We start from the raw sequence: 25,229 nt of genomic DNA on the forward strand, positions 1-25,229 counted from the left end.
TTTATAAATAGTAATTAAATATATGAGACTAAAAAATAAAGTAGCGATTATTACTGGTGGAGCCAGAGGAATAGGTAAAGCTATATCCGAATTGTTTGCTCAGGAAGGAGCAACCGTAGTTATATGGGATTTGCTAACTGAAGGAGAAAGTGTTGCAGCTGCTATTGCAGCAAAAGATCAAGTTGCAGAGTTTACTAATATTTCTGTAACAGATAAAACAGCTATTGAAGCTGAAGCCGAAAGAATCCATAAAAAATATGGTAAAATAGATATCTTGATTAATAACGCTGGTATTACAAAAGACCGTACTCTTCATAAAATGAGTGAAGCCGAGTGGGATGCGGTAATTGATGTAAACCTAAAAGGTGTTTTTCTGTGTACACAAGTGGTTTCCCAATATATGAAAGAAGCGGGGTATGGACGAATCGTTTCTGCTGCATCTAATGTGGGATTACGCGGTAATTTTGGACAAACAAATTATGCAGCTACAAAAGCAGGAGTAATAGCCATGTCTAAAACCTGGACAATGGAATTAGGGAAGTACGGCATTACAGCAAATGCGCTGGCACCAGGTTTTACCTTAACCGAAATGACAGAGCAAATACCAGCAGAACATATCGAAGGCATTAAATCACAAATTCCTCTAAAAAAAGCAGCTACACCTTTAGATATAGCATATGGATACTTGTATCTGGCATCAGATGAAGCATCTTATGTATCCGGTATTTGTCTAACTATTGATGGAGGAATCTCGAGATAGGTTGCAAGTGTTTCAATTAAAGTTTAAAAAAAATCTTCAATTCAAGTATTCAGATTTATGATAATAAGGATAGCCTGCCCGCCTATGGAGGGTATCGAGAATAGATTTTTGAAGATCATATAACAATAAAAATCATGAATCAACTAATTTGTAAAAATTTTGAAGAGTTTAAAACGCATGAAGGGAAGTCGTTACCAACAGGAGAGTGGCTTACTGTCACCCAGAAGATGATTAATGCCTTTGCGGAAGCGACACAGGATTTTCAGTGGGTGCACGTAGATCTGGAACGGATCAAAAAAGAATCACCTTTTAAGAAACCAATTGCACACGGTTTTCTGTCTGTTTCTTTATTATCCAAAATGTTGATGGATCTTATTCATATAGAAAGTTTTGCCATGGGAGTTAATTATGGATTGAATAAAGTACGATTTCCACATCCAGTTTTGGTGGATAGTAAATTAAGGTTGCATAGCAGTATCCAGATGATTGAATCGTATGCAGAAAATGGATTAAAGATCACCTGGGATTGTTCCGTAGAAATAGAAGGAGTAGATAAACCCGCTTGTGTAGCCGAATTTGTATCTCTTATGTTTGAAGGATAACACTCTTTCAAACATAAGAGATTTTTAAGGTATTCAACAATTAACTTTTAATGAATTTAAGCGTTTGATTATTATCAAATTTAATTAGATATACTCCTTTTGAATAATTTTGAATATTAATTCTTTCATTCTTATTAATGATGCCTTCTTCTATTTTATTTCCCAACAGATTATAAATTTCATACTTTTCGTCAGTTGTTATACCAGAAAGAGATATTGCATCTTTGGAAGGATTAGGAAATAGTTCTAATTTCGTCGTAGCGGATTGAAATTCTTCCGTACTAAGTGTAGATCTTGTAAACTTATAAATAGTTCCGTTCGGAATTACGCCATTCAGAAAAGTATTGTCATCTATGGTCGAAAGTACTACGGTTGGGTTAGTAGGGTTGCCGGATAAAAAAGTGGCATTCTCTACAATAACGTCTGTTACAAAGTTATAAGCAGGAATTAGAACAATTGAAGAACCAGTTTCTCCATCAAAGGCTTCATCTGGATCAGATATAGAATTGGGACCAAAATGAATTTCTATATCATTAGAACCTTCAAATAGCCATAACTGAAAATTTGTAAAATCAGTAGAGATACCATCTGCTACTATATCCGAGAGGAAACCTACATTGTTCCACTCAATTTTTAATATTCTATTTCCGGTAGTGCCTTCAACCAAGTATGAGATATTTGATAAAGCACCAGTAGTTGCATTCTGGTTGTTATCATCATAAGCTCTATCGACAATATCAGCTCCATAAGCAACTAATGCTGGTAGAATTCCTGTTTCATTTGGGTTTGATGTTAACCCAGCTCCAAATCCCCAGTCATCGATGTAAATTTGATTCATCGTAATGTCAAAATATTCAAAATCAAACCCAATTGGAATTGCAAACTCAGGATCATCCCATGGTGCTGTACCGTTTAAAGATGTGCTATTAATTAAGTTAATATACGGACCTGTAGATGTACTTAATTCATAAGATTGAGAGTTTGCAAAGAATGATATCCCGCAAATAATTAGTGTAAGTATTTTTTGTGTGTTCATGATCGAAATAATTAATGGTTTATATTCAAAAATAAGATCACTATTTCATTAAAACATTCAATTGTGCTTAAACCGCAGGATATTGTGGATGAATATTAGCTAATTTAGGGAATTTGGTACATGGATATAATTCCTGTAAAGTAAAAAATATTAATGCTAATAGGAGCATCCAAATACAATCGCTCAAAGAAATTACTGTTTAGAAGAAGTTTTGGAAATAATATGAAAACGAGAATGTGTAATAAATAGTCTTTGTGATTAGGTCGATTTTACTTATTTAGCATATGGAAAAGTAATGATCTGATTTTCAGAATCATTTTTATTCCTCTACATCTTTTTTTATTTCTTCTCCATTTATATCTAGTTGTTTTTCCAAAAAATACAAACCGTTCATAGCTTCGAGATAGATTGTTTCTGCAATACCATTTTTATTTTCTGTAGGCTCACCATTTTTGTCGTAATATTTCATGGTCTTTATGAGGCTTGACGCAGCCCGGGTATATTTGTATTCTGCTACACCATTATTATCATTAACCAAATTAAAGTCGGTATCGTAGGTACTTTCTTTAATTAACAAATCAGAATCATTATACTCATAGATTACTTTGTGATATCCGTTAGGTCCAATAACTGGGAAGCCTTTTTTATTGAAGTACTCATAAGAAATAAGATGACCAGATCTATTCAGGGTCTTTTTTTCGTAAAAAACACCATTTCCATCATTAGTAGGGTTGTCAAATCTATTGTAATTCTTATGACCAATATAACGTTGTTGATTATCATATAAATATTCAATAGCATTTATTCCATTTTGATATGAAACCTTTTGATTTCTAGAGTTATAATAAGTTTCACGAGTAATGTTGCCATATTGGTTGTAGGTGTAATGAGTGGTACAAACCCCTTTGATCAACTTATTTTGTGTGTCAAATTCTTTAACCAGCGTATCTTTACCAATACTATTGTATTCATATATTATTTTAAACACACCGTTTAATAATGCTGGGTTCATATTTTTATCGTAGTTGGTGCGTTCTATAAAGAGATTGTCTTTATTGTAAGTATAAACGTTATACGTAACGTTTTGATTTGCGTTTGCCAGTATACTATCCGTTTGATAATATGTAGTTTTGGTTTTGTTATTATGGTGATCATATTCCCAATGTGTAATGGCTACATCTTTATTGTGAGGTTTTAATTTACCTAAAGAATCCAACTTCTTTTCTTTAATTAAGTTACCTTTTTCGTCATAAGCATATTCGTGTATTTCGATACCATCTTCCGAAGTTGCAAAACATTCATTTTCGTCTAGAAATAACTCTCGGACTACTTCTTCATCTTTGTTTGCGTATTGTTTTCTAATCGCATACCCATAATCGTTTTTGAAAATTGTATTGTAAACGTCTATATTTAAAACATTTCGAACCGAGTCATTGATATATTCATATTTGATGGCACCATTTCGATTGTCATCAAAAGCCAATACATAACCATCATAGTATTTAGCTGTAAATTTAATCCTGTTTTTATGATCGTAATCCCATACTTGTATAAAGTAATCATCATTTCCTATTACGGGTAATTCTGATGCGTTATATGTTCTAACAGAGGTATAATTATCTTTTAAATCATAGGAATACTCATACATACATATTCCTTCATTATTTTCTGTTTGACCTCCATTTTTATCAAGATTCATAAACTTTACTAGATTACCTCTTTCATCATAGTTATAGTGTAGATTGTATTCTGACAAATGAGTTGCAAAACTACCTCCTTTATCATATAATCTTGTTCTTTTTATTTTATGAAAATCATCAAGTACATAGTCATAAATTGAGATGTAGTCTTTGTCGTTCATAGGTTCGTCTTCAGAGTTAAAATTGGAAATTTTAATGGTTCTCCCATGTCTGTCAAATTCTCTTCTTTCATGAAAAACAAGATCATTATTTGTGGTCGGCTTTTTATTTATATCATAATAACTAGCATATCGATTTTTAGTTTTGGAATCATATTTCCAAATAGTTTTATGAACGGATTTATATTCTATAGGGTTTTCATTTTCATCAAAGTATGAAATGGTCATATCATTATTGGCATTCCATATAGTTTTAGAAATGGATTTGTTTAATACAGTATTTCGAGTTAAATCTTTGTTGTAATGATGCACCTCGGATATTGAATCTGTAGGTTTAATTATTTTAGTAATAGCAGTTTTAAAGATGCCTCCATTAGTTAATTTTCCATTTTTATAATATTTGATGATTACTTCTTTGTCATTACGTTCTACTTTATAACATTTCCCATACTTATGATCGGCTTTACTGATTGGGTGTGAAGTCAGAATTTCGTGCTCTAGTGTATGATAAATATGCTTGTAATATTCCGTACTTTGTTTTGTGAAGTCGTAGTAGTTATAAATATTTGGATCATTATAGTAAGCTGTTTGACGGAGTAAATCATCAATTTTAAGTTCCCAATATCTTTGCTTTTGTGTGTTTGCGTTATGTTCTGAAGTTTCATCGTATTCTGATTGCATTTTTGCTCTTTCTTTATCGTACATATCATATAACTCTTGAAGTGTAGATGTCGAAATGTTTTCTTCTCCTTTTTTAACGATTTGTTTACGTAATAAACGAGCGTGATATTCTGTAATGTTAAAGTGGTATTGTTCGTGTTTTAACAATTGAGGATCCAGCACAGAATCTTTTAATCTTTCCGATTGATTAGGATCCATAAATGCATATACTAATGGATTATCTTCGTTAATAATATTAGGGCAATATATTTCAGAAAAGATTGCAGCATCAAAGTCATCATCAATCTCTTCTACTTGCTGAAAATCTAACCAATTTACGGGCCTATCAGACCAGATAACTATATCACTCAGTTCTACTTTGTTTGAGTAACCAACTACGAGAATTAAAACAAATAATATTAGAGAAGTGCAGATGTAGTACTTAGTTTTCATATACCACTTCCTCCTTTCTTTTCTTAAAAATTGATTTGTAGATTAAAAATGGAAGATAGGTGACACCAAGTATTACCAAGGCTAAGAAGATAGCATACGATATATCTTCTAACTGAAACGATGTATAATTAAAAGTAAGATTATATAAGTAAATGCTTATTGAAAGTATTGCAGAATAGGCTAATCTTTGTCTAAATAAATAAGAGTTAAATTCTGGCAAAGCCTTTTTCTTATTTGCAAATATTAACAATAAGAAGAAACACACGAGTATAGAAATAAATATACACAAAAAACTAAAAAATTCCTTTTCTACATAATTATTTGAAAGCTGAATGAGTAATGTGTTTAATAAAACAAAACACAATATTTCACTTAATATATTAATATTTGATTTTCCTGGAGGTAATGGTATTCTTAATTTGAATGGTTCCCGTTTAACAATTGGGGCATCAATTTCTTTAGGATTGTAACCATATTTATTAACTCCATAATTTCCTTCTTCGAATAGCATAAAAAGGCCGTAAAAAGGAATCAACTGAAAAAAACCACTATTTCCTAAATCATGACAACGTTTGGAACCTTGTGCTATTAGAAACCAGTATGAAGGTAAAATTATTAATACTATTAAAGATTCTGCTTCTGGTATAATTTCGGTGATAACTCCTATCAAAAAAAAGGATGCTATGAATATGAGGTAACTTAGGCCATATTCTAGCCGACGTATCCTCCCTGAGAAGGAAAATGGATTTTTGAACATATTTCTGGGACTTAGGATATTTTTATAATCAATGGATATAAATGTTTTTTAATGTTTTTAAACTTTAATGATTGACATATTTAAACTCTATTCTTGTTAGTGATCCTCTTATTGTTAATCAAAGTTTTTTGATTAACAATAATTAAAAAAAAGAAAAATAAAATAGAAATTCATTTGTCGAATTACAGTTAGGTTTAATGTATGTGTCATAACTATATAAAATGTTACCTAGTAATACTTAATTTGTACTGATTTTATCTCTCGATATATAATTTTTTACCATAAAGCTGTATATAATTAATAAAAATAAAACTGTCCTTAATTGTTTATACAAAATCAAGTATTAATAATGTTAATCTAGTTGTATGAAGGCTTTATTTTAATAGTATATTTAAACCATGCAACATCAAGAATATTTTTTTGAATATAAAGAACATGAATTATTTGGGCAGTATTGGATACCAGATGACTGTAAAGCAATGATTCTGTTAGTACACGGCATGGGTGAATATTCTTCAAGGTATGAGGATTATGTGATTCCTAAATTACTAAAGGAACATATAGCGGTTATTACTTATGATAATTTCGGACACGGAAAGAGTATTGGTAAGAGGGGACATTGCCCAAGTTATGATGCATTAATGAAAGTTTTAGATATTGTTTGTCAAAAGGCAAGCGAAATTGCAGGTGATCTTCCTGTTTTTCTGTATGGTCATAGTATGGGCGGGAACTTAGTTATCAATTATATTCTACGAAATGCCCCTAAAATTACTGGAGCTATTCTAACAAGCCCGTTTTTACGATTGGCATTTCAACCGCCTGCTTGGAAAATGACAATAGGTAAATTATTCCAAAAAATAGCCCCTTCGGTAACACTGCCTTCTGGACTAGATGTAAAAGCAATCTCTAGAATAAAAGAAGAAGTGGATAAATATAAAAATGATCCTTTAGTTCATGATAAAGTAAGCGCTAACTTTTCTTTACCTATAATAAAAGCAGGTGATTGGGCAATAACTAAAGCTTCTCAATTAGAAACTCCTGTTTTATTAGTGCACGGCACCGAAGATCAGATAACAGATTTTAATGCTAGTAAGGAATTTGCAAAAAAAACAAACTATATTGATTTTATCTCTTTTGATGGTGGATATCACGAGCTACATAATGATTTAGAAAAAGAAAAACTTATTCTTACTATTACTGCCTGGATTCAAGAAAAGTATTAAGTTGTTGTTTTTGTGGTGTTTGTGTTTTGTTTTTGTAGGTGTATTCATACCCCATTATTATTACTATGATGTTAATTTTGTTTACTTTTAGTGATTATAGGAATATGTTTTGCCAAATACTACCAACTTTTAGATAAACACAAAAGAATAGCATTATGAATGAAGTAACAGACACTAAAAGAAAAAAGACCTCAGTACTTTATATTCTGCCAGAGGAACAGAAGGGCATGAATAATTGCTGGGCAGCAGCTTTATCAATGGCATTGCAGAGTTATGGATTACATCAGTCAGAAAAAAAGCTAGATGAAATGTTTGGGGCTGATGGTCAAGGTTTGGATTTATTCACCTTGCAACCACAAATATCTTCTCACTTTTCATATGTTCATACAGAATATAGAAGCCTAATTTTCGGAAAAGATCCCAAATTAACTTTTGTGGAATTACAAGATCTAATAGATAGTGATCGACCTATTCTTATTGGTACTCAAAACTATAGTGATTTTGCAGCACACGCCTTATTGATTGTTGGGTATACTGATGATGAAACGGTTTTAATAATAGATCCTTGGGTAGGAGCAATGAAAGAAATGGAATATGAAGAATTAGGAAATTATTGGGTAGAGACTATTGTTTTTAATAAGTAGTTTTGTTCTTTTTGTTACGTAAACGTATTATTCAATAACCCTTTTTTTAGTTACGATTTAGTGTATGGAATGGTAAAGTAGAAAATTGTTCCTAAATCTTTTTTGCTTTCTAACCAGATTTTACCGCCTAACATTTCGCTATAAGCTTTGGCAATCGATAATCCTATACCGGCTCCTTCTATGGCATAGTTGTTTTCAATATCGGCTTGTACAAAACGTTCGAAAATAGCTTTTTGTCTATCTTTGGCAATACCCATGCCTGTGTCTTTAACATAAAATTGTAAAAACTCATCTTTTACCTCATAGCCAAACGAAACGGAGCCTTCAGGAGTGTATTTAAGAGCATTCTTTACCAGATTAGTAAGTATGGCATTAAACTTCTCTTTATCGGTTTTAATAAGCGCACTATCATCTGGTAAGTGATTACTAAATGATAACTGTAGTTCTTTTCGATCTGCTTCTGGTTTAAAGAACTGATATAAATAAGTTACTTGTTCATTAATATCTACTTTAGACAGAAAAACCTTTACCTGTCCAGACTCAATTTTAGAAATATCAATAATATCTCTGATGATGTTTAACATACGAGCACCACTTTCTTCGATCAAACTAATGTATAATTGTTGTTCATCTCCCGTAAGTATAGGTTCTTTAAGTAATTCTGCAAAACCTAATATACCATTCATAGGAGTACGGATTTCGTGACTCATGTTTGCTAAAAAAGCCGACTTAAGACGATCACTTTCTTCGGCTTTATCTTTCATTTTATTGAGTTCTATTTCATAAAGTTTTAATTCAGTAATGTCTGTTGCGGTTCCTACGTATCCTATAATTTCTTTTTTTTCATTATACTCAGGAATTGCTTGGCCTAATACCCATTTGATTGTTCCATCAGGACGCAAAAACCTATATTCGGCATGCGATGCATTTCTTCTTTTTGCATCGTCATACCAACCAGATCGTAGTCTTTTTCTGTCTTCAGGATGCACTGCTTTAAGCCATCCGTCATCCATCGCTTCTTGTTGTGATAAGCCAGCAATTTTGCACCACTTTTCATTTACAAAAGTAGTTTTACCATTTGCTTTAGTCATAAATATACCAACAGGTGATATGTCTGTAAGTGTTTGGTATCGACTTTCGCTAAGTTGAATAACTTTTTCTGCTTCTTCAAATTTTTGTCGGTAAGTAAGGGAATGATAAACGTCTTTAAATGTTGAATAGCTGTTTTCTGATACTTCTTTTTGAAAATATTTTATATAAATAGTAAATAATATTCCGTAGTAGAAACTCATTACTATTTTGGACGATAATCCAGAAATTAAAACACTGGATATATTACCAGTATTCCAAAACCCTATTACACTAAACAATACGGCATCAAAGGAGAGGATGATAAGCATTGTTATAAATATTCTTAAAAATAAGGACTGGATATATTTCGAAATATATTCAAAGATAAAAATGATCAAAATCGAATCAATGAATAGGAGTGTGGTACCATACACTAAAAGGAAAACATTTGTGTTAAAAAAGTCTGATAACATCCTGAATGATACTTGATGCATATTAGAATCTTCTAAATTAATTCCAAAAAGTAGTAGAAGAATTACAATCATCAAATTGGCAATTACCAATGCATAAATAAGTCTTCGTGTTAATAAGGCATCTTCTTTAATGTAAAATATAAGTACAGAAAAAAGAGTGACCGAGAACAAGACAGAGGAGCCAGGAGATACTATAATACCATCATATACTTCAAAGTACATGGTAGTAGCTGTAAATACCTGAATAAACTGAAACATACCCAGTGCAGTAAATAACAATCCGTTACCGGTAACTTTTCGAAAATGAAATAGAATTAAGACTAAAAAGGAAACAACGAATCCCTGTAAAAGAAAAATTGATATTTGATAAAAATTAATTGCCTCCATAAAACATAATTAATCACCTTTATTTTTCAATAGATGAAGGATATAGTCTTTTTAATAATAAAAGCCCGAAAGATGATCAATGTATATAATTCCCTTAGCGGAAATTGATTGTATACGTATTTTTCGAAGATACAAAAGTAATTAGATTTTAAGTACTGAAAAAGATTATGTTTTTTAACGCTAAAATTAAGTTGTTGTTAGAGATATTGTTTAGATATCTGTTTTAGCTATTTTTCGTCTCCAAAAGGTTACAAATAATAAGGTAATTATTGAAGGCGTAAGCCAAATCCATAAAGTACTGGAATTTAATGCAGCTAATAAAAATGCAGTTACAGCAGCTCCATAGGCACCAGACATTTTTCCAATATGATTAGATAAATACGCGGTAGAATTGAGTTTAAAGGTTTTAAATAGTTTAATATCCCTTAAGTTAGCCATAATACCAAATCCTCCAAAAAAGAAGAACAGGGTGCTTTTAGGAAGCTCCTGTATATGATAATAGATGCCTACACTGATCATTCCTAAGAAGACGAGCCCCATAATGCTGGTAATGACTATATCAAGCACTCCTAAAGTATGGTGTTTCTTAAACCGAAGCACTCGGTTTCCTGAAATCACAAGGTAAATTGTGAAAATCGAAAGTAGATGTAGTAATAAATTTTCGTGATTAGGTAGCAGTGTAATGGGAATTGCAATTAAAGCACTAACAAACATTGCTGTAGAGAATACGATTCCGGCTTTACGGTGATAAAATTTACCCTTTTTACCAATAATACTTACTAAGCCTGATAACAACCCAATACCACCAAAAAAAGCATGAATATAAATCAGTACTAGTGCAGTTTGTTCCATTAGGTTACTTATTGTATTGTAAATGTATAAACGAAGGAACAAAAAATAAAATTATGAAGAGGAAATAAATTTCATAATATAATATGCTAACCTGGCAGCTAGTCTGGCAGTACAATTGTCAATGTCGTATGAGGGGTTTAACTCTACAATGTCTGTACTGATTAATTTACCGGATCTACAAATTTGCTCAATAACAAGTAGCGCAATATCTACAGAAAAACCAAATGGAGAAGGGGCACTGACACCAGGTGCATACGCTGATGAGAAACCATCCAAATCGATAGTTAAATACACATGATCCACTTGGGTTATAAAGTTATCAATAACAGAGCTAATACGATCTTTGTTTTCGATGGTAAAACTCGTATTCTTGATATATTGTACTTCAAGTGCATTGGCAGTTTCAAATAATTCTTTATTGTTAGATTCTTCTTGAATTCCGAGGCAAAGATATTTGAAACGATCGTTTTCTTTTGCAATTTGATAAAATGGAGTACCAGAATTTGCTTCAGTTTTCACTTGTCTTAAATCAAAATGTGCATCCAGATTGATAATTCCGATTGTAGTGTTTGGCTTACTTTTTTTGATGCCATTATAATGTGCATATGCTAAATCATGACCTCCTCCCAATATAATATTAAAATGTTTACTGTCAATTAATTGTGATACTTTATTTGAAGTATAGGTTTGGGTTTTTTCTAGAGCGCTTTCATTACAAAAAATGTTTCCAGCATCTACAATATGAATCTTATGGTCGAAGTGGTTAGATAGTGGTGCCATCATTTTTCTGATGATGTCTGGAGCTAATGCTGCACCAACTCTTCCCAAGTTTCTTTTAACGCCTTCATCACAAGCATATCCTAAAATAGCAAAATTTATATTTTGATTTTCAGGTAGTTCATCATTTTCTAAATCAATACAAGTTACTTTTTCGTGGAGGTATAATTGATCATTAGATGTTCGTCCTGTCCAAATGTTTGTATCTGTTTTTTTATAAATGTTCATACGCTAAGATAATGCTGATGTATAAAATATTACACAGGTGTGTTTGTTGTTAAAATAATTTATCTAAAATATTATTTTCTAGAATATTAGGTAGTGTTACTTTAAGTTCTGGTGTACGTTTCATTTCTCTTTTTATAGCGAATAAAGCTTCTTCATTTCTAGCCCAACTTCTGCGAGATATTCCATTGTTTACATCATAAAACAGCATGTTTTTTAGTCGGCGCGAGGCTTCATTAGATCCATCTAATAACAATCCAAATCCTCCATTGATTACTTCACCCCAACCAACACCTCCACCATTGTGAATGGATACCCATGTGGCACCTCTAAAGCTATCACCAATCACATTATGGATAGCCATATCTGCGGTAAATTTGCTACCGTCATAAATATTACTGGTTTCTCGATACGGTGAATCCGTTCCGCTAACATCGTGATGATCTCTACCCAAGACAACAGGAGCAGATATATCGCCTGATTTTATAGCTTTATTAAACGCCTCAGCGATTTTTGCTCTTCCTTCGGTATCTGCATATAGAATTCTAGCTTGAGAGCCTACAACGAGCTTATTTTGCTTCGCTTCATTAATCCAGGTAATGTTATCCTGCATTTGCTGCTGAATTTCTTTAGGAGCAGTAGCTTTAATTTCCTGCATTACTTTTACGGCAATCTGATCTGTAGTATCTAAATCTTCTGGATTTCCTGAGGTGCATACCCATCTAAAAGGTCCAAAACCATAATCAAAACACATAGGCCCCAGAATATCCTGTACATAAGATGGATACTTAAAATCAATTCCGTTTTCTGCCATGACATCGGCTCCGGCACGAGATGCTTCTAAAAGAAACGCATTTCCGTAATCGAAGAAGTAGGTGCCTTTTTCTGTGTGTTTGTTAATAGCAGTTGCATGTCTTCTTAAGGATTCCTGAACCTTTATCTTAAAGGTATCTGGATCATTAGCTATCATTTTGTTGGATTCTTCATAGCTCATATCTACAGGATAATATCCACCTGACCATGGATTGTGCAATGATGTTTGATCAGATCCGAGATGTATATAGATGTTTTCATCATAAAAACGTTCCCAAACATCTACTATATTTCCTTTATACGCGATAGAAACTATTTCGGTATTCAGAATTGCTTTTTGTACTCTTTCAACCAAGTGATTTAAGTTGCCGATAATTTCATCCACCCAGCCTTGTTCATAACGTTTTTCTGCTGCATCAGGATTTACTTCGGCACAAACTGTAACGCATTTAGCAATATTACCTGCTTTTGGTTGTGCGCCACTCATTCCTCCTAAACCAGCTGTAAGAAATACTTTTCCAGCACTGTCTTCTCCAGGTTTTAATGTTTTTCTAAAAGCATTCATTACAGTAATGGTGGTCCCGTGAACGATACCTTGCGGACCAATGTACATATAGCTGCCTGCCGTCATTTGTCCATATTGTGTAACGCCTAGTGCATTGTATTTTTCCCAATCATCCGGTTTAGAATAATTTGGAATCATCATTCCATTTGTAACAACTACTCTTGGAGCTTCTTTTGATGAAGGAAATAATCCCATAGGATGACCAGAATACATATGTAGTGTCTGTTCTTCGGTCATTGTAGCAAGATAATGCATCGTAATTAAATATTGCGCCCAATTCTGAAACACTGCACCATTTCCACCATAAGTGATTAGCTCATACGGATGTTGTGCCACAACAGGATCCAGATTGTTTTGTATCATCAACATAATTCCTGCAGCCTGTGAAGTGTTTGCCGGGTATTCATGAATGGATCTGGCATACATTTTATAATCCGGCATAAATCGATACATATAAATTCTGCCATATTCATTAAGCTCCTCAAGAAACTCTTTTGCTAATTCTTCATGCCACTTTGTTGGGAAATACCTTAGCGCATTTTTAAGTGCTAATTTCTTTTCTTCAATAGATAAGATTTGTTTTCTTTTTGGAGCTCTGCTTATCTCTGAACTAAGATGTTTTTTTTGTGGAAGTATTTTGGGAATACCCGCTATGATTTGTTCTTTGAAAGTTGTCATACTTATATGGTGTAATTTCTGATCACATCCGGATCATTGAAATATTGTTTTATTTTAGTTTTCTGTGTACACTGCATCTCCACGTTTCCAAACCATAGAAGGAGTCAGTTTTCCTTGATGATATACGATTTCGTTATAATGATCTGTAGAAAAAAGACAAAAATCTGCTAACATTCTTGGAGCAAGTTTACCTCGATCTTCTAGTTTTAAAGCAGCTGCAGCTCTAGATGTAATTCCTGCTAATACTTCAGTATTGCTAAGCTTTTGAAAAGTTCCTAAAATACAAGCTTGTGTTAGTAAATCTCCCATAGGTGCAGATCCGGGATTCCAGTCACTTGCAATTGCCAGAGCACCTCCAGCATCCAGAATTTTTCGCGCCGGAGTGAAATCACATCCTAAACCTATGGATGCTCCTGGTAGTGCTACGGATGTAACATTGCTTTCTGCTAAGGTTTTAATTTCTGTATCTGTGCTGGCTTCCAAATGATCAGCACTCACTGCATTAACTTTTACCGCTATGTCGCTTCCTCCAGGTGTAAATTGATCTGCATGCACGGTAATATCAAATCCCATTTCTATTGCTTTTTCGAAATAAGGTTCTATATCTTCTTTGGAAAAAGCACTTTGCTCAACGAAGGCATCGATTCTATTAGTTAAGTTTTCTTCTTTAAGAACGGGAAATAACGTTGATGCCATTTCATCAAGGTACTCCTGATGATTACCATCATAATCTTTCGGTAGCATATGAGCAGCTAAACAGGTTGGGATGAGATCTGATTCTAAGTTTAAATTAGCATCTTTTATGGCTCTTAGCATTTTGAGTTCTTCTTTAACAGAAAGTCCGTAACCACTTTTAACCTCTACGGTGGTAATGCCATTTTTCAGAAGATGATTCGCTCTTTTTATAATGCCGTGACAAAGTTCTTCTTGACTTGCAGCTCTAGTGTTGGTTACTGTGTCCCAAATACCACCACCTGCATTAGCTATTTCAAGATACGATTTCCCTGAGTTTCTCATAGCATAATCATTAGCTCTGGAACCTGAGAAACAGATGTGGGTATGCACATCGATAAATCCGGGAAGACAAACATAATTAGATGATAATTCAATAATTTCTGCATCTAGACTACTGGCAACTTCTATTAAATCAGTGTAATTTCCAATCGAGTGAATGTGTTCTCCTTCGGTTAGGATTCCTCCGTTATGAATTACAGTTAATTCTTCATCTTTTAGAGCCCCTTTTAGCGGTAATCCATTCATAGAAATGAGCTGTGTGATGGGGCCAATAAGTTTGTACTTTGTCATAATTAATATATTTCAAATTGAGAGGAGAACTTAGTTTCTAAAGATAAACGCTCTTTATTGGCTACATCATTGGCCAATGTAATGATCGTTTTATTTTTAACAATAGCAATTCCTTTTTCTATATCATTCGCAAAAACACGATCTTTTTCTGCAAAAGAAACTTCTTTACGTACGGTTTTGTGAATTTCATCCAAAATAAGACCTGATTTCATCGGTTTTCTAAATTCAAAAGCTTGAGCTGCAGTTAAAAGCTCTATAGCTAATATTTTTTCGACATTTTCAATCACTCTTAACGCTTTTCTTCCTCCAATGGATCCCATACTTACATGATCTTCTTGCCCTAGTGATGTAGGTATGCTATCCGCACTAGAAGGGAAGCATAATCCTTTGTTTTCACTGGCTAATGCTGCGGTAGTATATTGTAAGATCATATATCCTGAATTAATACCAGTGTCTTCCATTAATAATTTTGGAACGCCAGGAGAATTACCTTCTAATGCTAAATATATTCTACGATCTGAAATGTTTCCTACTTCAGAAGCAGCAAGACAAGCGTAATCTATTGCCATCGCTAATGGTTGCCCATGAAAGCTCCCTCCACTAATGGTTAACTCTTCATCAATGATGATGGGATTGTCAGTTACGGAGTTTAATTCAGTTTCGACTAATTCCTTAAGGTGAAGCCAGGCATTTCTGGAAGCGCCGTGTACCTGAGGAATACATCGCAATGAATATGGATCCTGAACACGATCACAATCAATATGGTCTTCCATAATTTCAGACCCTTTTAGAAGAGACTTCACTCTTGAAGCGACATGGATATTGCCTTTAAAAGGTCGCAGTTCATGGAGTTCGTTGTAAAAAGGTTTTACAGAACCTTGTAACCCTTCTATCATCATAGCGCCAATAATATCCGCTTGCGAAAGACAACTATGTAATTTCTCTACTACTTTGACTGCGTGTGCTGCTATGAATTGTGTTCCGTTAATTAAGGCAAGACCTTCTTTTGGACCCAGATCCAAAGAAGTTATCTCTGTTTCTTTAAATAAAGTTGAAGTACTTATCTCTTTACTATTATATATAACTTTTCCTAAGCCAATTAAGGGTAAGAAAAGATGGGAGAGTGGTGCTAAATCACCTGAAGCACCTACTGATCCTTGTGAAGGAACTACAGGGATTGCATCATTGTCGATATGCCAAAGTATACGATCCAATGTGCTTTCTGCAATACCAGAATACCCTTTAGATAATGACTGTAGTTTTAAAATCAACATGAGCTTGGCTATTTCTTTATCAATAGGTTCACCCACACCAACACTATGGCTTTGTAAGATATTAGATTGAAGTATTTTGGTCTCTTCTTTAGAGATCATAGTGGTGCACAACGGACCAAACCCAGTATTGATTCCGTAAACCGGATGACCTTTATCTACTATGTTTTCGACAACCTGATGACTTTTTCTTATTTTTTCTCGAGCAGTCTCAGAAATGATTCCTTTAATTTTTCCTGAAGCTATATTTACCGCTATACCAGCGGTAAGATAATCTTCTCCAAATCGAAAGTTTGATGATGTTTTAGACATTATACGCTATTCATTTTTTGTGTAGACTAAGATAATATGTATTTTTAATACCTATAAATACTAATTTTATCAATAATTAATAACTATGGGTTATCAATTAGAATTGCGTCACTTTACATATTTTTTGGCGGTAGCCGAAGAATTACACTTTAGGAAAGCAGCTGAAAGGCTTTTTATTTCACAACCAGGTTTAAGTAGACAGATCAAACAGATGGAGGAGATTATAGGCGCTGAGCTATTTATTAGGAATAAAAGAAATGTAAGTTTGACGGTTGCCGGAGAATATTTGAAAAAAGAAATTGCCTATATATTTAATCATATCGATTTTACCATAAAGCAGACTGCATTAATAGATAAAGGTAGTGAAGGTGAAGTTAGAATTGGATTTTTGGGCTCAGCCATACAAACGGTTATACCTGAACTTTTGGTGAAAGTTGACAAAAACTACCCTAAAATCCAGTTTAGTTTGGAAGAAATGTCTAATTACGATCAGGTAAAGGCCATTGTAAGTGATGAATTGGATATAGGATTTGTGCGATTAGCAAGAGTACCTGATGGAGTATGTATAAAAGCAGTACAAACAGATACATTTTCATTGGTCTTACCAAAAAATCATGTGTTGAATAAAGAAAATTTTAAAAGTGTAGCTCAGGTTGCTAAGGAACATTTCATATTGTTTTCTTCGGATTATAGTTCTATATATTTTGATAAGATCATGAGCATATGCGAGGATAAAGGATTTACTCCAATCGTGTCTCATAAATCTGTACATGCGCAAACGATTTTTAGGTTGGTTGAGAGTGGGTTAGGAGTGGCAATTGTTCCGACCTCACTACAATACGGATTTGATCTGGACGTGAAATTTTTAGAGATTCCTAAAATATCTCAAAAAGCAGAACTGTCCGTTATCTGGAAAGAAGATAATCGTAATCCAGCTCTAGAGAAAGTGTGGGGATTTCTGTAGTATATAAAAAATCAGGCTATCTAATAGCCTGATTTTTTATATTTTTTTTATTGAGGAGGCATAGAATAAAAGAATTGTTCTTCTACTATTTTTCCATTATTCACATTATAGATAGCTAGTTCTTCCATCTGCATCCTTCCTTGTCCTTTAAAAGTGCAATCCATTTTCATTTTACAAGTAAAGTAGTTTTCTGCAACAACAGGATCAGAAATTTCTCCACCATGAAATTCTTCAACACTAGCATACCAATCTTGACTTTTTTTGGTAACTGCATCTTTTCCGGAAACAATGGGGTTGGGAGCTCCCGGCATTTCTTTGCTAACTACATTGTCAGCGTACAATTCTTTTAAAGCTTGCATATTTTCGCCCTTTCGGCACAGTTCAACTAAACGATTGGCTACTTCTTGTGTATTCATTGGTTTAAAATTTATTGATTTATAATGCTATTAAATTACAAAAAACTTTATTCCATATTTTTAAAGAAATGTTATATTTTGATTATTCAGCAACCGCTTCTTTGTATACCCGTAGACAACGTTCTCTTGCGATTTTATGGTCTACTATAGGTTGTGGGTAGGTGAGTTCGTTGATATCCTGAACCCAGGTGTTAATGTATTCTAATTTTTTATCAAATTTAGTAACTTGTGTAGTAGGGTTGAAGATTCTAAAATATGGAGCTGCGTCCACACCTGAACCTGCTGCCCATTGCCAATTACCTACGTTAGCAGACATATCGTAATCTAATAACTTTTCTGCAAAATAAGTTTCACCCCAACGCCAATCAATCAATAAGTGTTTGCATAAAAAACTGGCAACCAGCATTCTCACTCGATTATGCATATAACCAGTTTTATTGAGCTGACGCATGCCTGCATCGACTAGCGGGTATCCTGTTTTACCATTTTTCCAGGCATCGAATTCTTTTTCGTTATTACGCCATTCAATACGATCATATTTTGGTCTGAAAGCTTTATTCTTAGTATGAGGAAAGTGCCAAAGAATTTGCATAAAGAACTCACGCCATATTAATTCTGACCAAAAAACATCATTTTTTTCTGCAATTGCCTTTTTGATCATTTTTCGAACACTCACGGTACCAAAGCGTAAATGAGGGCCTAATCCAGATGTGCCGTTTTCAATTCCTGGAAAATTACGAGTATCTTCATAGTTATTAATAAGTGCAGGAGTAACTAGATAATCTGGAACTTCTATTGAAGATTTTTTAAATCCTATATCAGATAATGAAAAATTTGGTAGTTCAGTGTTTTGAATTAAATTGGTTAAATAGGGATTAGTATTGTGAATCTTTAGCTTTGATTTGTCAAATTGTTCTTTCCACTTATTTTTGTATGGAGTAAAAACTACATAAGGATTTCCGTCAGATTTTACGATTTCGCTTTTTTCAAAAATCACCTGATCTTTATGTGTTGTAAATTGTATGGAGCTATCTTTTAATAGTTTTTTTATTTCTTGATCTCTGGTACTTGCATATGGTTCATAATCATGGTTAGCGTATACTTTTTCAATAGTATAATCTTTTATTAAATTCTTAAAAACTTCAATAGGTTTACCAAAAAAAAAGGCAATAGAGCTGTTATGATTGTCTTGTAGTTCTTTGCGCATTTTTTGCAAAGTACTATGTATAAAGGATAATCTGGCGTCATCTTTAGGTAGTTTATCTAATATTTCTGTATCAAAAATAAAGATTGGTAAAACAGGTAAATCATCCTTAATGGCTTTTAGAAAACCTATATTATCATCAAGTCTAAGGTCTCTTCTGAACCAGAAGATATTAACTTTTTGCGACATATTAATTTACATTTAACGTAGACATTCCTCCATCAACACCTAATACTTGTCCTGTAATCCAGCTGCTGTCATCGCTTAACAAAAATTTTGCAATGTTAGCAATATCTTCTGCTTCTCCCACACGCTTAAGGGGATGACGTTCATCCATTTTTTCTCGTTTCTTTTCATTACCTAATAATCTTTCAGCCAATGTAGTATCAGTTAACGAAGGTGCTATTACATTTACTCTAAATTTTGGAGCGTATTCTGCTGCTAATGCTTTAGCGAAACCTTCTATAGCGCCTTTTGCAGCTGCAACACTAGTATGGAAAGGCATACCAACTTTTACTGCAACAGTACTAAAGAAAATTAAACTTGCTTGGTCGGATTTTTTTAATTGAGGAAGAATAGAATGCATGATTTTTACCAAGAACATAAAATTGATCTGCATATCTTCCTGAAAGACTTCTGGACTTAGCATTTTAAAAGGTTTCAGATTTATACTTCCAGGACAGTATACAAAACCATCTAAACGTTCAGGTAGTTTTGATGTATCAATTTCGTCTGTTGATGCATCGTATGGAATATGCGTTACTTCTAGGTTGCCTAAGTTCTCTGAAGTACGAGAAGCTATAAAGATGTTGTGTTTGTTGTATAGTTTTAATGCGATTTCAAATCCGATACCGTGGCTACCACCAATAAGTAAAATATTTTTTCTCATTCCTAATAATTTCTTAATAATTAAACTAGTTCAGTTTGTTTTTCTGTAGAATGATTGAAAACTCCGAACATTTCGATTAGTTTTTTTTCTCTGTAATCAAATATCTCTTTTAGTTTAGGCTTAACCAAAAACGGATGTACTAGTTGTCCTAAAATTCCAAAAGGGACTTTGTAATCAATGACATCTTCCATTTCTACGCCTCCTGGAATTTCTTTGATAAAATGTTTATGATGCCAGAGAGCATAGGGACCAAATCGTTGTTCATCTACAAAATATTCTTTGTCTACAGCGTGTGTAATTTCTGTAACCCACTTAGTCTTAATGCCAGCGACAGGAGTTACGATGTATTGGATGATTTGTCCAGGATACATTTTTCTATCTGCACCAGATAAAATTTTGAACCCCATATAATCCGGAGTAATAGTTTTTAAATTTCTTGGGTCTGATAAAAAGTCCCAAGCTTCCTGAAGAGAAATGGGTAAGTTTTGTTTTGCTTTTAGTGTGTATATTTTCATTTTGCACCTGTTTTCAAGGTAAAGGTACAATCATTTTGTTTAATCTTTTAATAGTAAGTGTTAAACAATAAATAAAATTAATAGATATCTATTTTCGATATTTTGTTTATTGTATAAGATAGAAGATTTGGCAGAGGGGCTAGCATTCTTTACAACAGTTGTCCGCTTTGATAAGCTTACAGGTCATTACAGCCAATATGGCTCCAATTATTGGTGCGATCATATATAACCATTGATGTTCCCAATGGCCAGATAACAATGCTGGTCCCAGAGATCTTGCAGGATTCATTGAAGCATTTGTCATAGGTCCGGCGAACATGGCTTCGAGAAGTACAACGCCTCCGATCGCTATTCCGGCCATCATACCAACTTCTTTTGATCCAGTGGATACATTAATAATGACTAACATCAAAAAATAAGTAAGGAGTAATTCTAAAATAAACGCCCTGAGATCATCAAAAGAAGGTAGTGTTCCACCAAGAAATTCACTCTCGGGAAACAGAAAAAGTAAAATACTACTGGCAGCAATTGCACCTATAAATTGTGCTGCAATATATTTAGGTACTTCTTTCCATTCGAATTTTTTGGCATATGCAAAAGCTATTGTAACAGCAGGGTTAAAGTGTGCTCCTGAAATATCACCAAATGCATAGATCATTGCCATAACTATGAGTCCCCAAGTGACGGCGATGCCAACATGGCTAACATCACCTCCAGTAATTTCGTTAATCGTCATCGCACCGGTGCCACAAAACACCATAGAAAAGGTACCTATAATCTCTGATATATATTTACGTCTCATACAATTAGAAATGATGGCAAATATAGCATTCCTTATTTTAAGTTTTTGTTAACTCTTAATGTATGTGTAATTATTAATTTCGTCATTAGTAAACTAATTAATAGACTAAATTTAAACACAATGAAAAAGATCATCTTATTTGTATCTGCTGCATTACTATCTTTTGGAATGGAAGCTCAGATAAAAACACCTCAACCTAGTCCTTCTTCTAAAATAGAACAAGTAGTAGGTTTAACAGATGTTACTGTTGAATATTCACGTCCAAGCATGAAGGGGCGTACCATCTTTGGAAACCTAGTTCCTTATGATAAATTATGGAGAACAGGAGCTAATAAAAATACTCAGATCACTTTTAGTGACGATGTTAAAATAGGAGATGCAGCGCTTAAAAAAGGAACGTATGCGATTTTTACTAACCCAGGAAAAGAAAGCTGGGAAGTTATATTTTACAGCGATGCGAATAACTGGGGAACACCAAGAGAGTGGGATGACAGTAAAGTAGCTGCTAAAGTAAAGGTGAAAGCCAATTCATTACCATTTAATGTAGAAACTTTTACAATTATGTTTAGTGATTTTACTATGGATAGTGCTCATTTGAACTTTGTTTGGGAAAAAACAGAAGCTGCGGTAAAAATAAATGTTCCTACTAAGGAAAAAGCATCTGCAAGCATAGAGACAGTAATGGCTGGTCCATCTGCTAATGATCATTATCAAGCTGCAGTGTTTTATAAAGATACAGAGGACTATGCTAAAGCTAAACAACATATCGAAAAGGCTGTTGCTGGTAGAGCAGATGCATTCTGGTATCATAGACAACATTCTTTAATTCTTGCTAAGACTGGAGATAAAGATGGAGCAATAAAAGCTGCTAAAACATCTTTAGAGTTAGCAGAAAAGGCTAAAAATGCTGATTATGTAAAGCTAAATAAAGACTCCCTTGCAGAGTGGGGAGCTAAATAAACACTCTTTTTTTTCACACAAATTGAAAGCGTTTGATTAATTAATCGAACGCTTTTTTTTATTTGTGTATCATCTGAAACAAATAGATTTTCTGAAAAATAAGTTATTCATAATGCAAGTTTATTTTATCTCTCACAGTATCTAGTAAATGAATCAATTGTAGACTTTTATCGAAGGTCATAACTGTACTTTCTATATTTCCTTTCTCTAGCATTTCTTGTACATGAATTGCTTCAAAACTGTAGCCGTTTGTATTTGTTGTAAATTCATGTAATTTCGAAACTCCATTTCGTATGATAGTGACAGAAGATGGCTCGTGAAAACGACTATTAATAATAATAGTTGCTTTTTCCAATTCGATAATAGCTTCGGTATTTGTTTTTTCTGTAATCGATGATTGTAAAGATGCTTGGATATCGTTTTTGTAGGAGAGTAGCATGGAACATTTTTCATCTATCCCATCTTCATTAAATGTAGCATTCGCTTCGATTTTTTCTGGATATCCTAATATAGTTAACGCTGCAAATAAAGGATAGATCCCTACATCTAGTAAACTTCCTCCTCCAAGTTTTTTATTAAACACTCTGTTTTCAGGATTGTAGGTGCTTGCAAAACCAAAATCAGCTTTTAAACTTTTTATTTCTCCTAACTCTTTAGATTGTATAATGTTTAAAACATATTTATAATGTGGTAAAAAATAAGTCCATAAGGCTTCCATTAAAAATGTATTATTGTTTTTTGCCACAGTAATCATTTCTTCTACTTGTTTTGTATTCATGGCAAAAGGTTTTTCACATAACACCGCTTTGTTATGAGTTAGACACATTAGTGTATTTTCTAAATGAAAAACATGAGGAGTTGCGATGTAGATAATATCTATTTCGGGGTTTGTTACAAGTTCATTATAACTTCCATAGCAACTATAGACATTATATGTTTTTCCAAAATCTTTGGCTTTTTTTAGATCTCTACTTGCTACCGCGTATAATATAGCATTTTGGATAGTCATTAAGTCCTCTGCAAACTTATGGGCAATTTTGCCACAGCCAATGATTCCCCATTTAAAGTTTTTTTTCTGATTCATTGATTCTTATGAAATATTTAGGTTGTAATTATAAAATTGATAGGGCATTTTCCCTTAATTTATAAGTTTTGTGATTGAGGTTTATGAAATTTTAATTATCATTTAGTGATGATTTTTTTATAAATCGTTTAATTATTTAACATAAATATAAAACATGTATATATACTACCAGTTTTTTTTGAGGTCTTATTAATTCTTGGTAAATTTAAAACACTCACCTTTAAAACCAAACCATTATGAAAAATCAAACTACCCCAAAAGAATCCCCAACTCGTCAGACACATACACTTAGGTTAAGTCGAATGAAAGAAGAGCTTTCAGGAATGCTTACGGAGTTACATTCTTATCGCTGTGAACCGTGCACTCCGGATATGCATAAGCAATTTTTAGAGTTGGATGACAGTGGGCGTAGATTAAAGCAAACTATAAGTAAAACAGCAGATTTGTTAAAAGATTCTGTTAAGGTTTCAAAAGAAATAGGAGATGAAGTTTTCTCGGCTATGAAAAAGTACCATAGTTTTCAAAAAAACATGTATACATACAGATCTGAGGCTGTTGTGCATCATTAATACTGAAGACTTAAATAGTATACTAAAACCTCGATATACCTAATCGAGGTTTTTTTAATATAGTTGTTTTAGTAATTCAGCATTTTTGCAAGATTTCAATTGTAATAACTACCGTATATTCAGCTCTCTAATGAAATAAAAATTTAATGCAAGTGTTTTAATTAGGTTCTCGTACATAAAACCTAATATAAATCAAAGAGTTTATTGTTGGTGACCTCTTAGTAATTCTTATATTTGAGGACACAAAATCATACATATCATATATAAATGATATGTAACCAAAAAAATATTACAGAGCGAATGAATCTCTTACAAGGTAAAACCGCCATTATTACGGGGGCTACTCGTGGTATCGGAAAAGGAATAGCACAAGTTTTTGCGAAGCAGGGTGCAAATGTTGCATTTACATATAGTTCTTCAGTAGATGCTGCAAAAGATTTAGAAAAAGAATTAAACGATTTAGGTGTTAAAGCCAAAGCATATCAGAGTAATGCTGCCAGTTTTATAGAGTCTGAAAGTTTGGTAAAGGATGTTTTGGAAACTTTCGGAAGTATAGATGTATTAATCAATAATGCGGGTATCACTAAAGATAATTTACTTATGAGAATGAGTGAAGAAGATTTTGATAAGGTTATCGAAGTTAATCTTAAAAGTGTATTTAATATGACTAAAGCTGTACAACGAACAATGCTTAAACAACGCAGTGGAAGTATCATTAACATGAGTTCTGTAGTCGGGGTAAAAGGAAATGCTGGTCAAGCTAATTATGCCGCTTCAAAAGCAGGCATTATTGGTTTCTCTAAATCAGTAGCTTTAGAATTGGGTTCCAGAAATATACGTAGTAATGTAATTGCACCTGGTTTTATCGAGACAGAAATGACAGGTAAGCTGGATGAAAAAGTTGTTGATGAATGGAGAAAAGCAATACCATTGAAGCGAGGAGGAGCGCCAGAAGATATAGCTAATGCTTGTCTGTTTTTGGCTAGTGATCTAAGTGGATATGTTACTGGACAGGTCCTTAATGTAGATGGTGGAATGCTTACTTAAATAATAATTTAGAATTGCGATTAATAATTTTCGAATAGTTTTTTAATAAGTTTAAGA

23 protein-coding genes are annotated in these 25,229 nt (G+C 33.3%); 8 read left to right on the forward strand and 15 right to left on the reverse strand.

Translation table 11 applies throughout. The features are described from left to right. Positions 1 to 22: 22 nt before the first annotated feature. Positions 23 to 760 carry a 3-oxoacyl-ACP reductase FabG gene (gene fabG, locus Q0829_RS01805; RefSeq protein ID WP_298539224.1) on the forward strand — a complete coding sequence of 246 codons (738 nt, stop codon included), beginning with the start codon at positions 23 to 25 and terminating at the stop codon, positions 758 to 760. A gap of 134 nt (positions 761 to 894) precedes the next feature. Then, positions 895 to 1,362 carry a MaoC family dehydratase gene (locus Q0829_RS01810; RefSeq protein ID WP_298539226.1) on the forward strand — a complete coding sequence of 156 codons (468 nt, stop codon included), beginning with the start codon at positions 895 to 897 and terminating at the stop codon, positions 1,360 to 1,362. 40 nt (positions 1,363 to 1,402) lie between these two features. Here Q0829_RS01810 and Q0829_RS01815 read toward each other — a convergent pair whose 3' ends face one another. From Q0829_RS01815 to Q0829_RS01825, 3 genes are all read right to left on the reverse strand, one after another. Beyond that, a complete protein-coding gene (locus Q0829_RS01815) occupies positions 1,403 to 2,398 on the reverse strand; it encodes a T9SS type A sorting domain-containing protein (RefSeq protein WP_298539228.1) in 996 nt (331 codons plus the stop codon). Positions 2,399 to 2,717: 319 nt separating this feature from the next. After that, entirely contained in the window at positions 2,718 to 5,369 is a 2,652-nt protein-coding gene (locus tag Q0829_RS01820; RefSeq protein WP_298539230.1) for a hypothetical protein, read from the reverse strand. Continuing rightward, positions 5,359 to 6,126: a DUF805 domain-containing protein gene (locus Q0829_RS01825; protein WP_298539233.1), complete on the reverse strand. Its 768-nt coding sequence runs from the start codon at positions 6,124 to 6,126 to the stop codon at positions 5,359 to 5,361. Before Q0829_RS01825 ends, Q0829_RS01820 begins: the two co-directional genes overlap by 11 nt. A 398-nt stretch (positions 6,127 to 6,524) precedes the next feature. On the opposite strand from Q0829_RS01825, the gene Q0829_RS01830 reads away from it, so the two are divergent. Beyond that, positions 6,525 to 7,349 carry an alpha/beta hydrolase gene (locus Q0829_RS01830; protein ID WP_298539235.1) on the forward strand — a complete coding sequence of 275 codons (825 nt, stop codon included), beginning with the start codon at positions 6,525 to 6,527 and terminating at the stop codon, positions 7,347 to 7,349. A gap of 155 nt (positions 7,350 to 7,504) precedes the next feature. After that, a complete protein-coding gene (locus Q0829_RS01835; protein ID WP_298539238.1) occupies positions 7,505 to 7,993 on the forward strand; it encodes a papain-like cysteine protease family protein in 489 nt (162 codons plus the stop codon). Positions 7,994 to 8,043: 50 nt separating this feature from the next. Here Q0829_RS01835 and Q0829_RS01840 read toward each other — a convergent pair whose 3' ends face one another. From Q0829_RS01840 to hutH, 6 genes are all read right to left on the reverse strand, one after another. After that, positions 8,044 to 9,924 carry an ATP-binding protein gene (locus Q0829_RS01840; RefSeq protein WP_298539241.1) on the reverse strand — a complete coding sequence of 627 codons (1,881 nt, stop codon included), beginning with the start codon at positions 9,922 to 9,924 and terminating at the stop codon, positions 8,044 to 8,046. Positions 9,925 to 10,134: 210 nt separating this feature from the next. Beyond that, a complete protein-coding gene (locus Q0829_RS01845) occupies positions 10,135 to 10,776 on the reverse strand; it encodes a hypothetical protein (protein WP_298539243.1) in 642 nt (213 codons plus the stop codon). Positions 10,777 to 10,827: 51 nt separating this feature from the next. Beyond that, positions 10,828 to 11,781 carry a formimidoylglutamase gene (hutG, locus tag Q0829_RS01850; protein WP_298539245.1) on the reverse strand — a complete coding sequence of 318 codons (954 nt, stop codon included), beginning with the start codon at positions 11,779 to 11,781 and terminating at the stop codon, positions 10,828 to 10,830. Positions 11,782 to 11,830: 49 nt separating this feature from the next. Continuing rightward, positions 11,831 to 13,834 (reverse strand): urocanate hydratase, encoded by a 2,004-nt coding sequence (locus tag Q0829_RS01855; protein WP_298539247.1) that lies wholly within the window; start codon positions 13,832 to 13,834, stop codon positions 11,831 to 11,833. A gap of 54 nt (positions 13,835 to 13,888) precedes the next feature. Further along, positions 13,889 to 15,139: an imidazolonepropionase gene (hutI, locus tag Q0829_RS01860; protein WP_298539249.1), complete on the reverse strand. Its 1,251-nt coding sequence runs from the start codon at positions 15,137 to 15,139 to the stop codon at positions 13,889 to 13,891. A 2-nt stretch (positions 15,140 to 15,141) separates the two neighbouring features. Further along, the gene (gene hutH / locus Q0829_RS01865) at positions 15,142 to 16,722 is read right to left on the reverse strand and encodes a histidine ammonia-lyase (RefSeq protein ID WP_298539251.1); all 1,581 of its coding nucleotides are present in this window, start codon (positions 16,720 to 16,722) and stop codon (positions 15,142 to 15,144) included. A gap of 85 nt (positions 16,723 to 16,807) precedes the next feature. On the opposite strand from hutH, the gene Q0829_RS01870 reads away from it, so the two are divergent. After that, positions 16,808 to 17,686 carry a LysR family transcriptional regulator gene (locus Q0829_RS01870; RefSeq protein ID WP_298539253.1) on the forward strand — a complete coding sequence of 293 codons (879 nt, stop codon included), beginning with the start codon at positions 16,808 to 16,810 and terminating at the stop codon, positions 17,684 to 17,686. A 47-nt stretch (positions 17,687 to 17,733) separates the two neighbouring features. Here Q0829_RS01870 and Q0829_RS01875 read toward each other — a convergent pair whose 3' ends face one another. From Q0829_RS01875 to Q0829_RS01895, 5 genes are all read right to left on the reverse strand, one after another. Then, positions 17,734 to 18,102: a nuclear transport factor 2 family protein gene (locus tag Q0829_RS01875; RefSeq protein ID WP_298539255.1), complete on the reverse strand. Its 369-nt coding sequence runs from the start codon at positions 18,100 to 18,102 to the stop codon at positions 17,734 to 17,736. Between the two features lie 82 nt (positions 18,103 to 18,184). After that, entirely contained in the window at positions 18,185 to 19,495 is a 1,311-nt protein-coding gene (locus Q0829_RS01880) for a deoxyribodipyrimidine photo-lyase (RefSeq protein WP_298539257.1), read from the reverse strand. 1 nt (position 19,496) lies between these two features. Next, complete coding sequence (locus Q0829_RS01885) at positions 19,497 to 20,195, reverse strand: SDR family oxidoreductase (protein WP_298539259.1); 699 nt, start codon at positions 20,193 to 20,195, stop codon at positions 19,497 to 19,499. A gap of 20 nt (positions 20,196 to 20,215) precedes the next feature. Next, complete coding sequence (locus Q0829_RS01890; RefSeq protein WP_298539261.1) at positions 20,216 to 20,710, reverse strand: SRPBCC family protein; 495 nt, start codon at positions 20,708 to 20,710, stop codon at positions 20,216 to 20,218. A 139-nt stretch (positions 20,711 to 20,849) separates the two neighbouring features. After that, positions 20,850 to 21,512 (reverse strand): MIP family channel protein, encoded by a 663-nt coding sequence (locus Q0829_RS01895; protein ID WP_298539263.1) that lies wholly within the window; start codon positions 21,510 to 21,512, stop codon positions 20,850 to 20,852. Between the two features lie 120 nt (positions 21,513 to 21,632). Here Q0829_RS01895 and Q0829_RS01900 point away from each other — a divergent pair, with 120 nt between their 5' ends. Next, entirely contained in the window at positions 21,633 to 22,472 is an 840-nt protein-coding gene (locus Q0829_RS01900; protein WP_298539265.1) for a DUF2911 domain-containing protein, read from the forward strand. Between the two features lie 103 nt (positions 22,473 to 22,575). Here the strand turns inward: Q0829_RS01900 and Q0829_RS01905 are convergent, their stop codons facing one another. Further along, entirely contained in the window at positions 22,576 to 23,556 is a 981-nt protein-coding gene (locus Q0829_RS01905; protein ID WP_298539267.1) for a Gfo/Idh/MocA family oxidoreductase, read from the reverse strand. A 236-nt stretch (positions 23,557 to 23,792) separates the two neighbouring features. Between Q0829_RS01905 and Q0829_RS01910 the strand changes: the two genes are divergently transcribed. Together Q0829_RS01910 and fabG (Q0829_RS01915) are read left to right on the forward strand one after the other, a co-directional pair. Then, positions 23,793 to 24,125 (forward strand): hypothetical protein, encoded by a 333-nt coding sequence (locus Q0829_RS01910; protein WP_298539269.1) that lies wholly within the window; start codon positions 23,793 to 23,795, stop codon positions 24,123 to 24,125. Between the two features lie 300 nt (positions 24,126 to 24,425). Beyond that, positions 24,426 to 25,172, forward strand: a complete 747-nt coding sequence (gene fabG, locus Q0829_RS01915; protein ID WP_298539272.1) for a 3-oxoacyl-[acyl-carrier-protein] reductase — start codon at positions 24,426 to 24,428, stop codon at positions 25,170 to 25,172. Positions 25,173 to 25,229: the final 57 nt, after the last annotated feature.

This window comes from uncultured Aquimarina sp., from assembly GCF_947492405.1.
GTDB lineage: Bacteria > Bacteroidota > Bacteroidia > Flavobacteriales > Flavobacteriaceae > Aquimarina.